Source organism: Actinomadura geliboluensis (assembly GCF_043197915.1).
GTDB classification, from domain to species: Bacteria; Actinomycetota; Actinomycetes; order Streptosporangiales; family Streptosporangiaceae; genus Spirillospora; species Spirillospora geliboluensis.
On the sequence record NZ_JBICUA010000001.1, the window covers coordinates 911,916 to 925,039 of the forward strand.

The 13,124-nt window shown below is 72.8% G+C and carries 11 protein-coding genes; 2 read left to right on the top strand and 9 right to left on the bottom strand.

Features of this window, described 5'->3' with window-relative positions:
• Positions 1-18 precede the first annotated feature (18 nt).
• Positions 19-702: a cyclase family protein gene (locus ACGFI1_RS04325; RefSeq protein ID WP_392782782.1), complete on the bottom strand. Its 684-nt coding sequence runs from the start codon at positions 700-702 to the stop codon at positions 19-21.
• 45 nt (positions 703-747) lie between these two features.
• On the opposite strand from ACGFI1_RS04325, the gene ACGFI1_RS04330 reads away from it, so the two are divergent.
• Both ACGFI1_RS04330 and ACGFI1_RS04335 read left to right on the top strand, forming a co-directional pair.
• Complete coding sequence (locus tag ACGFI1_RS04330; protein WP_392782785.1) at positions 748-1,575, top strand: HipA family kinase; 828 nt, start codon at positions 748-750, stop codon at positions 1,573-1,575.
• Entirely contained in the window at positions 1,572-2,027 is a 456-nt protein-coding gene (locus ACGFI1_RS04335) for a DUF3037 domain-containing protein (protein WP_392782788.1), read from the top strand. The genes ACGFI1_RS04330 and ACGFI1_RS04335 overlap by 4 nt, the downstream gene beginning before the upstream one ends.
• A gap of 13 nt (positions 2,028-2,040) precedes the next feature.
• Here ACGFI1_RS04335 and ACGFI1_RS04340 read toward each other — a convergent pair whose 3' ends face one another.
• The 8 genes from ACGFI1_RS04340 to ACGFI1_RS04375 all read right to left on the bottom strand — a co-directional run bounded on the left by ACGFI1_RS04340 (position 2,041) and on the right by ACGFI1_RS04375 (position 13,120).
• Positions 2,041-2,949, bottom strand: a complete 909-nt coding sequence (locus ACGFI1_RS04340) for a hypothetical protein (RefSeq protein ID WP_138636215.1) — start codon at positions 2,947-2,949, stop codon at positions 2,041-2,043.
• A 135-nt stretch (positions 2,950-3,084) separates the two neighbouring features.
• Positions 3,085-4,017, bottom strand: coding sequence for a helix-turn-helix domain-containing protein (locus tag ACGFI1_RS04345; protein ID WP_138636214.1), 933 nt, complete (start codon positions 4,015-4,017; stop codon positions 3,085-3,087).
• A 78-nt stretch (positions 4,018-4,095) separates the two neighbouring features.
• Positions 4,096-4,938 (bottom strand): GNAT family N-acetyltransferase, encoded by an 843-nt coding sequence (locus ACGFI1_RS04350; protein ID WP_138636226.1) that lies wholly within the window; start codon positions 4,936-4,938, stop codon positions 4,096-4,098.
• Positions 4,939-5,072: 134 nt separating this feature from the next.
• Positions 5,073-6,668, bottom strand: a complete 1,596-nt coding sequence (locus tag ACGFI1_RS04355) for an alpha/beta hydrolase (protein WP_392782790.1) — start codon at positions 6,666-6,668, stop codon at positions 5,073-5,075.
• A gap of 152 nt (positions 6,669-6,820) precedes the next feature.
• Positions 6,821-8,425, bottom strand: coding sequence for an alpha/beta hydrolase (locus ACGFI1_RS04360; RefSeq protein ID WP_387067719.1), 1,605 nt, complete (start codon positions 8,423-8,425; stop codon positions 6,821-6,823).
• Positions 8,426-8,699: 274 nt separating this feature from the next.
• Positions 8,700-10,343 carry an alpha/beta hydrolase gene (locus tag ACGFI1_RS04365; protein ID WP_392782793.1) on the bottom strand — a complete coding sequence of 548 codons (1,644 nt, stop codon included), beginning with the start codon at positions 10,341-10,343 and terminating at the stop codon, positions 8,700-8,702.
• 271 nt (positions 10,344-10,614) lie between these two features.
• Complete coding sequence (gene ispG / locus ACGFI1_RS04370; RefSeq protein ID WP_392737290.1) at positions 10,615-11,808, bottom strand: flavodoxin-dependent (E)-4-hydroxy-3-methylbut-2-enyl-diphosphate synthase; 1,194 nt, start codon at positions 11,806-11,808, stop codon at positions 10,615-10,617.
• Positions 11,809-11,923: 115 nt separating this feature from the next.
• On the bottom strand, positions 11,924-13,120 hold the full coding sequence (locus ACGFI1_RS04375) for a M50 family metallopeptidase (RefSeq protein WP_392782796.1): 1,197 nt from the start codon (positions 13,118-13,120) through the stop codon (positions 11,924-11,926).
• Between the last annotated feature and the right edge of the window lie 4 nt (positions 13,121-13,124).

The window sequence follows — 13,124 nt, forward strand, 5'->3', positions numbered from 1 at the left end:
CACCCTACAGAGGCGGGGTCAGACGAGGACGGCCCGGTCGTCCACGCGGGCGACGGCGCGGACGGGCGCGCCGTCGGCGCCGGCCAGCGCGATGGGGAACAGCGAGACCTCGATCGCGCAGCCCGCGTCCTGGGCCGCGACGAGCCGGTCCAGCCCGGTGAGGTTCTCGGCGATCACGGCGCCCGCGCCGCACAGGACGCGGTGCGCCGCCAGCGAGAACTCCTCGGACCCGGGCGGCGGGGTGCGGTCCACGCTGAGCGCGTCGACGGCGACCGTGCGGACGCCCGCGGCGACGATCGCCTCGGCCGTCTCGGGCGCCGGGTACGGATGGGCGAGGTAGCCGCCGGTGCCCCAGTGCTCCGACCAGCCGGTCGCGATGACCAGGACATCGTCGGGTTCGAGGCCGGGCGGGAGCGCGTCCGGCGGGATGGGCACGCGGGGCGGCAGGCCGCGGACGTCCATGACCACGGCCGGGCCGGTGAAGCGGGTCAGCGGCAGCTCGTCCAGGCGGGGCAGCGCGTCGTCGACGTGGAACGGGGCGTCCACGTGCGTGCCCGTCTGCGAGCCCATGTGCAGGCGCAGGACGTTCACCCCGTCGCGGGCCGCGGTCAGCGCCGGCACCGCCTCCATCTCGGGGTCGCCCGGGTAGACCGGCATGCCCGTGGTGATCGGCACGGACAGGTCCAGCAGCTCAACGCCCATGTAATGGATTATCCCGCGCGGACCGCCAGCCGATAGCGTTGCGACGTGTTGCCACATGTGACGGCCATCCGATACGTGACGCCGCTCCGCGAGGGCGGCTCCCTGCCGGGCGTCGTCGAGGCCGACGACCTCGGCACCTACGTCATGAAGTTCCACGGCGCGGGGCAGGGGCGCAAGGCGCTGATCGCCGAGGTGATCGCGGGCGAGCTGGCCCGCCGGCTCGGCCTCCGGGTGCCCGAGCAGGTGCTGATCGACCTGGACCCGGCGATCGGCCGCCACGAGCCCGACCCCGACGTCCAGGACCTCCTCAAGGCCAGCCCCGGCTGGAACCTCGGCGTCGACTTCCTGCCCGGGTCGCTCGGCTTCGACCCGCTCGGCTGGACCCCCGACCCGGACTTCGCGTCCCGGGTGCTGTGGTTCGACGCGTTCATCGGCAACGTGGACCGCAGCTGGCGCAACCCGAACATGCTCGTCTGGCACGGCGACGTGTGGCTCATCGACCACGGCGCGAGCCTGATCTTCCACCACGCGTGGGCGAACGCCGCCCGGCTGTTCGCCGGCGCGTACGACGTCGACGACCACGTCCTCACCCCGTACGCGTCCCGGCTGGAGGCGGCGGAGGCCGCGTTCGCCCCGAAGATCACCGAGGGCCTGCTGCGCGAGGTGGTCGCGCTGGTGCCCGACCGGTGGCTGGAGGGCGAGCCCGGCTTCGCCGGTCCGGAGGCGCTCCGCGACGCCTACGTCGAGATCCTGCTGCCGCGCGCCGGCAAGCCGCGCGACTGGCTGCCCGACCTCGACGTCGGCGGCCGCGCTCCGGACACCTCGGCGCGGCGGGGGGAGAACCGTCCCGGATGGCTGGGTGGTCCGGCATGAGCGAGGCGAACCGGGGGGCGCGGAGGGCCGTCCCCCCGCAGGACGCGCCCACGACGAACATCAGGGCGGCAGGTGAGCCGACGGTGTTCGAGTACGCGGCGCTGCGGGTCGTCCCGCGCGTCGAGCGGGGCGAGTCGATGAACGTGGGCGTCGTCGTGTACTGCCGGGCGCTCGACTACCTCGGCTGCCGGACGCACCTCGACGAGCGCCGCCTGCACGCGCTGGACCCCTCGCTCGACCTGGAGGGCGTCCGCGCCGCGCTGAAGGGCGTGGACGCGGTGTGCTGCGGCGGCGAGCGCGCCGGGCAGGCCGCGGCGGAGCCGCCGGGGCGGCGGTTCCGGTGGCTCACGGCGCCGCGCAGCACGATCGTCCAGCCGGGGCCGGTGCACGCCGGGCTCACCGCCGACCCGGCCGCCGAGCTGGACCGGCTGCTGCGCCTGCTCGTCCTGTGACCGCGCTCGCGCGCTAGTCCCACTCCCAGCGGATGCCGTGGTAGCCGGCGGCCATGCCGAACTCGATGAAGTGGACGCTGTGGTAGCTGGACAGCCGCAGGTCGGCGGAGTCCTTGAGCGCGGTGTGGCCGTCGGGCCGCCAGGTCCGGTGGCAGCGGGCCGGCAGCGCGGACGGGTGGAACCGCACCTCGATCAGGAACTCGTGCTGCGGGGTGCGGAAGCCGCGGCCCTCCTCGGTGATGGGCGGGCCGGTCTCGTCGAATCCGAAGCCGTACTCCAGCAGGTAGGTCTCGCCGCGGCCGAGCGCCCGGTCGAACAGCAGCTCGGCGGCGATGAGGCCGCTCGCCTCGTCCATCCGGACGCGGCCGAACCGGCAGCCGCGCACGGTCCGCGACGACGGCAGGACGCCCTGCGGGTGGTGGTACACCGCGATCCAGCGGTCGACGCCGCGCTGCTGGGCCTGGAACACCGCCCGGCAGCGGACCTCGCGCAGCTCCCGGCGGCGGCCGACGACGTACTGGTCGTGCAGGCTGAGCCCGGTGAGCAGCCGCTCGCCGCGGTCGCCGATCTCGTCCAGCAGGTCGCGGACGCCCGGCTCCGGGCACAGCTCCTCGACCGGCAGCCACGGCCCGGCGGTCCGCTCCGTGGTGGGCTTCAGCAGCGTCAGCAGCGAGTGGCGCGGCAGTTCGAGGATGACCTCCAGGCCGCGGACAGCGCGCAGCGAGTCGGCGCGCTCGGGCCTGGTCCGGCCGCGCTGCCAGTAGCTCAGCGTCGACAGGCTGACGGCGATGCCCTGCTCCTCCAGGCGGCGCCGCAGCGAGTCGAGGCTGAGGCCGCGCGCCTGGATGGCGGCGTGGAGGGCGACGTTGAACGGCCCGTACTGGAGGACCTGTAGGAGATCGTCCTCTGCGACACTCTGCACCTGCGGCCTCCGGATCTGCTCCGGCCGGCCCCCGTCCAACGGCCTTGACTCCTGCGATTGCAACTTCCGCGCTCACTGTAAAGCGGTTGGTCCCCGTTGCCAACAGGCAACTTGTCACAACCAGGGGTCCACGCGCTAGTGCCACTCCCATTCGATCCCGACTATTCCCCGCCTTACGGACCCGACCGCGATGTTAGCGCTGCCGGACGTGCCGACCCACAGCTCGCCGAGGCGGCGGCGCGGGGCCTGCGAGCTCTCGGCGGTGAACCCGTAGCAGCGGGCGGGCAGCCGGTCGCCGTCGAACTGGATGATCGCCACGTAGTCGTGGACGGGATGGGCGAAGCGGCGGTCGTAGCTGTCGGACGGGGACTCCGCCGCGGGCCCCAGCTCGTACTCGACGACCGCCGTGTCCCCCGCCGACAGCACCCGGTCGAAGACGAGCTCGAACGCCATCAGGCCGCCCTCGGCGCGGACCCGGCCGGGCCGGCAGTACCGCACGTCGGCGAGCCCGGCGGGGGCCGCCGGGGCGGGGCCGCCGGACACCTGGCCGCCGGACACCTGGTGGACGCAGACGATGCGGTCGATGTCGTCGCCGGCGGCGCGCACGACGGTGCGGACCGACAGCGTCCACGACCGGCGCACCTCGTCCAGGCGGTAGACGTCGTGGATGCTGAGCCGCTCCAGCCGGTGGTCGCCGGACCGGTCGAGCTGCCCGACGAGGAAGGCGTACCGCTCGGGATCGGGCCACAGGTCGCGCACGCTGCGGGCCCGGTCGCCCGCGCCGCCCGGCCCGGCCCCGGCCCCGCCGCGCCCGGCCGGTCCGCGCGGGGGCGCCGCGGTGGGCGCGGGGTCGTCCAGCAGTTCGGTGAGGGTGCCCGGCGGCACCTGGAGGATCTCCTCCAGCGCGACGACGACGGTGCGCGAGCGGGGCCTGCTGCGGCCCCGCTGCCAGTAGCTGAGCGTGGCGACGCTGACCGTCAGGCCGCGCCGCCCGAGCCGGTGGCGGATCCGCTCCAGCGTCAGCCCGCTCGCCTGGACGGCCTGCCGCAGTGCCCCGGCGAACTCCACGGCGGGATGGTACCCGCCGCGCAAGATCAAATCAGGGATCAGGGCAGATCAGTCACGCACCGACAAGCCGGACGCAGGTCAGAACAAGATCGACATGAAGGAGCCGAGCTCGCCGAACCCGACCCGGCGGTAGGCGGCCCGCGCCCGCGTGTTGTAGTCGTTGACGTACAGCGACACGGTCGGCGCGACGCTGCGCAGCGCCTCCCGCACCACCGCGGACATCCCCGTCTCCGACAGGCCCCGGCCGCGAAGGTCGGGCGGCACCCACACGCCCTGCACCTGGCAGGCGCGCGGGGTGACGGCGCCGATCTCCGCCTTGAACGTGACGCGGCCGTCCTCGATGCGGGCGAACGCGCGGCCGTCGCGGATCAGCTCGGCGACGCGGGCGCGGTAGAGCACTCCCCCGTCCCCGGCGTTCGGCGACACCCCGACCTCTTCGGTGAACATCGCCACGCAGGCCGGGTAGACGATGTCGAACTCCTCCATCCGCACGCGCCGGACGTGCGGGTCGGGCGGCACGTCCGGGACGGCGGAGGTGGCCATCACCGGCTGGGACGCGCGCACGGCCCGGGGCGGCCCCCAGTACGGCGCGAGGATCTCCCACAGCTCGCCGACCGCGTCGACCGGCCCGACGATGGACGAGCAGCGCCGCCCCTGCGCCTGCGCCCGCTCGGCGAACGCGCGGATCGCCTCCGGACCGGCCGCCACCGGGATCAGGTTGGCGCCCGAGTAGCACAGCGAGACGAGCCGCCCGTCGCGCAGGTACCCCCACATCTGCGCGCCGAGCCGCCGCGGGTCGAGGCCCGCGGCGTGCACGCGCGAGCTGACGAACACGTTGGACACCGGGTCGGCGTCCAGGATCGCGAGGGCCTCCGCCCGGTACCGGTCGTCCAGCACGCGCACGGGCATCGAGCCCAGCATGCGCATGGCTACCGGTCCCTCGACGGGAGGGGCCCCCGTTCGGCCCTCACCACTGAAAGCTCCACGTGGACAAGCCTATGCGGTCCGGTGCCCGCGCACCGCCGCGGCCCGCACACCGGCCCGGCCGCGAAAGGTCAGTGCCGCGCGGCGCCCTCGTCGTCGCGGTGCCGCTTCTTGCCCGCGCCGGGCTCGGGCGCCGCCGGGGCCTGGCACTTCGCGTCCGGTCCGGGCCTGCTCGCGGGCAGCCGGCCGTTGCCGAGGTAGGCGGCGACGGCCTTGTCGACGCAGTCGTCACCGGACAGGGCGACGCCGTGGTTGCGCCCGCCGGCCTGCACCAGAAGCCGGGACGTGGGCAGCGAGCGGTGCGTCTCCAGCGCGCCCGGGTACGGCGTGGCCGCGTCCTTCGAGGCTTGGACGAGCAGGATCGGCGGCAGCGTCGAACGCCCCTGCACGCGCGGCGGCGGGCCGCCCTGCACCGGCCAGAACGCGCAGGGCGCGTTGTACCAGGTGTTGCTCCAGGTCTCGAAGCGGTTGCCGGTGCGGTAGAGGCGCTCGCTGTCGGCGTGCCAGCGGGCCCAGTCGCGCGGCCAGGCGGCGTCGCGGCACTGGACGGCGTTGTAGACGGTGTAGTTGTTCTGGTCGAGCCGCGACGGCGGCTGCCACACCTTGCGCAGCGGGCCGGGGTCGTTCCGGACGGCGAACGCCGACAGGGCGCGCGCGTGCGCCGGCCAGGCGAGGTCGGCGTAACCGTCGGCGAGGAAGGCGTCGTCCAGTTCGGACGGGCCGATCTTCCCGTCGATCGGCTTCGCCTTGAGCGCGGCCCGCGCCCTCGCGTAGGCGGCGGCGACCTTCTGCTCGGTGTCACCGAGCTTGTAGACCGCGTGGTGGCGGGCGATCCAGGCGAAGTAGGCGCGGATGTTCTTCTCGAACGCCACGTTCTGGTCGAGGTTGTTCTGGTACCAGACGCCGCTGGGCCGCACGACGCTGTCGAGGACCATGCGGCGGACGTGGCCGGGGTACATCGTCGCGTACACGGCGCCGAGGTAGCTCCCGTACGAGTAGCCGAAGTAGCTGATCTTCCGCTGCCCGAGGGCGCGCCGGATCGCGTCCATGTCGCGGGCCCAGTCGGCCGTCCCCATGTACGGGAGGACCTCGCGGTACCGGCGGGCGCAGTCGTCGGCGAACCCCCGCGCCCTCGCCGTCCAGGCGCGCTCCTCGGCCGGACCGGCGGGGACCGTGTCGGGGCGCGCGCGGCCGGGGTCCTGGTAGGCGGGGTCGCAGATCAGCTCGGGCTTGCTGGCGCCGACGCCGCGCGGGTCGAAGCCGATCCAGTCGTAGGACGCGGCGACCTTCTCCGGCAGCGAGTCCCGGAAGAAGCCGGGCAGGTCGCGCCCGTGGGCGCCGGGACCGCCCCGGTTCAGCAGCACCGCGCCGTTCGACCGGGCCGCGGTGTGCCGGGCCCGGGTCAGCGCGAGCGTGATCTTCTTGCCGGCGGGCCGGGCGTGGTCGAGCGGCACCCGGAGGGTCGCGCACTCCAGGCCCTTGAGCTTCCCGCCCTCGACGGGGTCCTTGGCGGGGCACGGCTTCCAGGCGAGCCCGCGCGGCGCGGGCGCGGCCTGCGGCGCGGGGCTCGCGGCGGCGGCCGCGGGCACTCCCATGGCGGCGGCCCCGAGCGCGACCGCGGCGGCGGCCGTCCGGGCGGCCGCCCTCCTTCCAGCGTCGTTCAGCACCCCCGCTTTCTACCGGCCGGGCGGCGCGGAGCGCGGGACCCCGGATCGCGCGATTCCGGGGTAAGCAGGGGCACCGGCCCCGAAACGAACCGTGGCGTGCCCGCCCCCGGGGAGGAGGCGGGCACGCCACGGGACGGCGTGCTATCCGGGTCCTACGGGCGTCCGACCGGAAGGTCCTTGCCCGCGGTGGTGCGGGCGGCCTTCAGCGCCATGGCCGTCGGGTCCGGGTCGTTCAGCGCCGGGACGGCCTTGCAGTAGGCGTCCGGGCCGCGGTGGCTCGCCGGCAGCGCGCCGGTGTCGAGGTACGCCGCGACCTTGTCGTCCAGGCAGGCGTTGCCGTTGAGCGTGTTGGCGTGCGTCTTGCCGCCGACCTCGAACACCAGCCGCGAGGACGGGAAGACCTTGTGCATCTCCAGCCCGCCCGCGACCGGCGTGGCCGCGTCCTCGGTGGACTGGACGAGCAGCATGCCCGGCAGGTTCTTGGCGCCCTTGAGCCGGAACTCGGGCCCGCCCTTGAACGGCCAGAACGCGACCGGGGCGTTGAACCAGACGTTGCTCCAGGTGTTGAAGCGGTAGCCCTGCTGGTGGAGCTTCACCGCGTCCCGGTGCCACTTGCTCCAGTTGCGCGGCCAGCGGGCGTCGGCGGCCTGGACGGCGTTGTAGACGGCGAAGCCGTTGTCGTCGCCGCCCATGCTCATCCAGTCGAGGAGCCCGGAGGCGTCCTCGTCGTTGACCCAGGCGGAGAGCGCCTCAGCGAAGGGGATGTAGTAGCCGGTGTTGTAGCCGGCGGACAGGACCGTGTCGTCCAGCTCGTCCGGGCCCATCTGGCCGCCGATCGGCGACTTCTTCGCCGCCGCGCGGACGGCGTAGTACTTCGCCTCGACGGCCTTCTCGGTCTTGCCGAGGTGGTAGACCGAGTCGTACTTGGCGATCCAGGCCCACCAGGCCTTCATGTTGTGCTCGAACGCCTTGTCCTGTTCGAGCTGGGCGTCGTACCAGACCGTCTTCGGGTTGACGTTGCCGTCCAGCACCATCCGCTTCACCCGGTTGGGGAAGAGGGTGGCGTAGGTGGCGCCGAAGTAGGTGCCGTACGAGAAGCCGTACCAGCTGATCTTGTCCTGGCCGAGGGCGGCGCGGATCACCTCGACGTCGCGCGCGGCGTCGGTGGTGCGCATGTGGGGCAGCAGCCAGCCGAACTTGTCGGCGCAGTCCCGGGCGTACTTCTTGGACTTGGCGATCCAGGCCTGCTCCTCCTTCCACGAGCTCGGCACGTAGTCCGGGCGGATCGGGTCGGAGTAGTTCGGGTCGCAGGTCAGCGCCGGCTTGCTGGAGCCGACGCCGCGGGGGTCGAACCCGATGATGTCGTACTTGGCCGCGACGTCCGCGTGGCCCGTGCCGCCGATCCAGCGGGCGAGGGCGGGCGAGTAGGCGAGGCCGGAGCCGCCGGGGCCGCCCGGGTTGACGAACAGGACGCCCTGGTAGTTCTTCTCGTCGGTGTGCTTGAAGCGCGACACCGCGATGGAGATCTTGCGCCCGTTGGGCCGGCCGTGGTCGAGGGGCACCTCGACCTGCGCGCACTGGGCCTGGTTCATCGGGTCGTTCGGGCCGCTGACCTCGCACTTGCCCCAGTCGATGGACCGGACCGGGGCCGCGGCGGCGCCGGCCCGGCCGGTGTCCGCGCTCGCGGAGGCGGCGACCGCGGCGCCGCCCCCGGTCGCCACGACCACCGCGGTCGTGACGAGAACGATCTTTCTCACGTGACCCCCTCAGATCGGCGGGTCCGGCCGCCCGACTGGGCCGGAGGGGGAACCGCGCCGATACGTAGCGGATGCGGATTGCGTGGCGATTGTGGCGGTTATGTCGTTTATGACGGCAGTCCGCCGCACGACTGGATGCCGAATCGTGACAAGATCAACGGAACTTCGTGATATCGCCGCGCGTTTGCCGCGTTCCGCGCCCGGAACGCGCGCGGGCCCCGGGGATCGCTCCCCGGGGCCCTCATGAAGCCGGCCGATCGCCGGCCCTCCGGCGTCAGCGGATGACGTCGGCCTCCAGCCGGGCGGCCTTCGAGGCCGCCGAGCCGCTCAGCGTCCGGGCGGTCGCCTGCGACGGCGGGACCGGGTCACCGAGCTGCGGGACGTGCACGGTGCGCTTCGCCGGCCGCTCTCCCCGCAGGAAGTAGGCGTCGAAGTAGGCGTCCACCACGGCGGAGCCGCGGTGGACGATGCAGTGCGTGCGGTCGCCGTCCTGGACGACCAGGCGCGAGCCCTTGAGCCGGCGCTGCATGTCCAGCGCGCCCTCGTACGGGGTGGCCGCGTCGGCGGTCGACTGGAACATCAGGATGTTGTCCGGCAGGTCCCGGGTGTGCCCGATGTTCACCGGCGTGCCGGCCTTGGCGGGCCAGAACAGGCACGGCGCGTTGAACCAGGCGTTGCCCCAGGTCTCGAACGGGTGCTTGCGGTTGATCCGGGTGTTGTCGCGGTGCCACTTGGCCCAGCTCGTCGGCCACTGGACGTCGGTGCACTCGGTGGCGAGGTACATCGCGGTGCCGTTGTCGTCGGACTCGCCGGTCGTCGGGGCGCCGAACGTCCCGGCGAACGTGGCGGTGTCGCCGGTCTTGTAGGCGGCGAGCCCGGCGGCGTAGCCGTGCCAGATGGCCTGGCTGCGGCGGTAGCCGGCGTTCAGGATGACGTCGGTCAGCTCGCTCGGCCCGACGGCGAGGGTCTGCCCGCTGTCCTGGTCGGTGTAGTAGACCGGCTTGTCCTTGAGCTTGGCGCGCAGCCCGTAGAAGAAGTCGCGCACCTGGCGCTGGGTCGTGCCCAGGTGGTACACCGAGTCGTACTTGGCGATCCAGCCGAAGTAGTACTCGATGTTCTTGTCGAACGCGACGTCCTGGTTGAGGTTGGCGTCGTACCAGGCGTCCGACGGGCCGACGTTGCCGTCCAGCACCATCCGGTCGACCCTCTTCGGGTACATCGTGGCGTAGGCCGACCCGAGGTAGGTGCCGTACGAGGCGCCGTAGTAGTCGATCTTGTCGTTGCCGAGCGCCTTGCGGATCGACTCGATGTCGTTGACGGAGTCGATCGTCTTGACGTGGTTCAGCAGCCCGATCTCGTCGTTGCGGGCGCAGTCCTCGGCGTAGCCCTTGGACTTGCGCAGCCAGGTGGAGACCGACTGCCGGTCGCCGGTGCCGTAGTCCGGCCGCGGCGCGTTCGACCACGCCGGGTCGCACCGGAGGGCCGGGACGCTCATCCCGACGCCGCGCGGGTCGAACCCGATGACGTTGTAGGCGTCGCGCATCGGCGCGGAGTTCTGCGCGAACACCCGCGGCCCGAAGAGCGCGCCGCCGCCGCCCGGGCCGCCCGGGTTGACGATGATGTCGCCCTTGGCCGGGCCGTCGCCGGTGTGCGGCGTCTTCGTGAGCTGCACGGTGATCTTCGTGCCGTTCGGCTTGGCGTAGTCGAGCGGCACCTGGAGCTCCGCGCACTGCACGATCTTCGAGACCGGGTACAGGCCGTCGTAGAGATCGTGCACCGTCTGGACGAAGTCCGCGGGGCAGGCGTGCCACTGCGCCGCGGCGGGATTGAAGGCTCCGGCCGTTCCGGCGGAGGGGCCTGCGGCCTGCGCGCTTGTGGCGCCCACGCCGGTGAGGCCGAGCCCGGCCACCGCGGCCATGACAACGATCCTCTTCACATATCCCCCTATCGTGCTGACTCCGGTTGAGTCAGACATACGGGTAAAAGACAGGTGATTCTGGCGTCTTTGCGGCGAGCCTCGACAGGGCCCCTCATGAGTGGATGCCGAATCGTGACAAGATCAGCGGAACTCTGTGACAACCCCGGTCGTCTCCGCGCATGCGAAAGGCCCCGGGTTCGCACCCGGGGCCCTGTTCGGCGCTCATGCCGGACCGGCCGGCGGCGGCCTGGTCAGCCGACGAACATGCGGGTCAGCCGACGACGACCTCGGCGCCCGGCCCGCTGACCGAGCCGTCCTCGCCGATCTCGATGCCCATGTCGTCGGCGATGCGCATGGCCTCCTCGATGAGGGTCTCGACGATCTGCGCCTCGGGGACGGTCTTGATGACCTTGCCCTTGACGAAGATCTGGCCCTTGCCGTTGCCGGACGCCACGCCGAGGTCGGCCTCGCGGGCCTCGCCGGGACCGTTCACCACGCAGCCCATCACCGCGACGCGCAGCGGGACGGGGAAGTCCTTCAGACCGGCGGTGACCTGCTCGGCGAGCGTGTAGACGTCCACCTGCGCGCGCCCGCAGGACGGGCACGACACGATCTCCAGGCCGCGCTGGCGCAGCCCGAGCGACTCCAGGATCGCCGTGCCGACCTTGACCTCCTCGACCGGAGGCGCCGACAGCGACACCCGGATCGTGTCGCCGATCCCCTCCGCCAGCAGCGCGCCGAACGCCACCGCCGACTTGATCGTGCCCTGGAACGCCGGGCCCGCCTCGGTCACCCCGAGGTGCAGCGGGTAGTCGCAGGCCGCGGCCAGCCGCCGGTAGGCGTCGATCATCACGACCGGGTCGTTGTGCTTGACCGAGATCTTGATGTCGCGGAAGCCGTGCTCCTCGAACAGCGAGCACTCCCACAGCGCCGACTCGACCAGCGCCTCGGGGGTGGCCTTGCCGTGCTTCTCCAGCAGCCGCTTGTCGAGCGAGCCGGCGTTCACGCCGATGCGGATCGGCACGCCCGCGTCCGCGGCGGCGCGCGCGATCTCGCCGACCTTGTCGTCGAACTTCTTGATGTTGCCCGGGTTCACCCGGACGGCGGCGCAGCCCGCGTCGATCGCGGCGAACACGTACTTGGGCTGGAAGTGGATGTCGGCGATCACGGGGATCGGCGACTTGCGGGCGATCGCCGGCAGCGCGTCGGCGTCGTCCTGCGACGGCACCGCGACCCGGACGATCTGGCACCCGGACGCGGTCAGCTCCGCGATCTGCTGGAGCGTGGCGTTCACATCGGCGGTGAGGGTGGTGGTCATGGACTGCACCGAGACCGGCGCGTCGCCCCCGACCGGGACGCTCCCGACCATGATCTGCCGGGACTTGCGGCGGGGCGTGCTCAGGCCCTGCGCCCCCGGCCCGTCGCCCTCGCCGCGGACATTAGGCATTCCCAGTGAAACGCTCATCCCTCTCCTCTGACTTGCGGCCCCGTACAAAGCCTAAGCGCCCCGGGAGGCGGACATGACGCCGCCCGGTATCGAAGAGTGTGCCCATCCGGCTACTCTTCGTGAACATCCCGTGTCACTCCGGTAGCCGGAGCGGGTTGAACAGGTCGGCGAGGATCAGCAGCACCCCGAACCCCACCAGCAGCAGGACCGCCAGGTACGTCAGCGGCAGCAGCCTGGTCATGTCGACCGTGCCCGGATCGGGCCGCCCGCGGACGCGGTTGACGCCCGCCCGGACCCGCTCGTACGCGACGACGGCGAGGTGCCCTCCGTCCAGCGGCAGCAGCGGCAGGACGTTCAGCGCCCCGAGGAAGATGTTCACCGACACGACCAGCGACAGGAACAGCGCGACCTTGTCGCGGGCCGTGTCCTCGGAGGAGAAGATCTGGCCGGACACCTCGGTCGCGCCGACCACGCTGCCGACCTGGCCGCCGGGCGAGCTCTCCCGCTCGGGCGAGAACAGCCGCGGGATCGCGCTCGGCAGGTCCGCCGCGACCTTGCCGATCCCCTCGACGGTCCGGCCGATGCCGCGCCCGGCGAACACCGCCGCGTCCACCGGCCCGGCCCGGTCGTACCCGCCGCCCGCGATCCTCGCGGAGACGCCGACGAACGGCTCCCCGCCCACGTCCGCGAGCGTGACCGGCAGCGTGACCTGCCCGGCGCCCGGCCGCTGGACGGTCACCTTCACCGTCTCCCCCGGCCTCGCCTTCCCGATCGCGGCGGTGAGGTCGTTCCAGTCGGAGACCGGCGCGCCGTTGAACGCGACGACCCGGTCACCGGGCCGCAGCCCGGCCCGCGCCGCCGGCGAGGGCGGCCGGCCGTCGCCGCAGCCGCCGCGCATCGTGGCCGGGACGCAGGAGGTGACCCTCTCGACCGTGCTGGTCACCGTGCCGGGCCGCGGCTCGCCGATCGTCATGGCCATCGCCATCAGCAGCACGAACGCGAACACGAAGTTCGCGACGACGCCCGCCCCGATCACGATCGCGCGGCGCCCGGCGGGCTGCCGGTAGAACGCGCGGTCCCGGTCGGCGGCGTCGATCTCCTCCAGCGGCGTATAGCCGACGATCTTGACGAAGCCGCCGAGCGGGATCGCCTTCACCCCGTACTCGGTCTCGCCCCGGCGGGTGGACCACAGCGTCGGCCCGAAGCCGACGAAGTACTGGGTGGCCTTCATCCCGAACCGCTTGGCCGTGAGCAGGTGCCCGCCCTCGTGGAGCATCACCGATGCCAGCAGCGCGACGACGAACGCCGCCGCGCCGAGGAAGAAGGCCATCCGG

Bases quoted from the DNA above. Each gene is read 5' to 3' on its own strand.
- ACGFI1_RS04325 (WP_392782782.1), bottom strand. From the start codon at position 702: ATGGGCGTTGAGCTGCTGGACCTGTCCGTGCCGATCACCACGGGCATG.
- ACGFI1_RS04335 (WP_392782788.1), top strand. From the start codon at position 1,572: ATGAGCGAGGCGAACCGGGGGGCGCGGAGGGCCGTCCCCCCGCAGGAC.
- ACGFI1_RS04350 (WP_138636226.1), bottom strand. From the start codon at position 4,938: ATGCTGGGCTCGATGCCCGTGCGCGTGCTGGACGACCGGTACCGGGCG.
- ACGFI1_RS04365 (WP_392782793.1), bottom strand. From the start codon at position 10,343: ATGGCCGCGGTGGCCGGGCTCGGCCTCACCGGCGTGGGCGCCACAAGC.
- ispG (WP_392737290.1), bottom strand. From the start codon at position 11,808: ATGAGCGTTTCACTGGGAATGCCTAATGTCCGCGGCGAGGGCGACGGG.
- ACGFI1_RS04375 (WP_392782796.1), bottom strand. From the start codon at position 13,120: ATGGCCTTCTTCCTCGGCGCGGCGGCGTTCGTCGTCGCGCTGCTGGCA.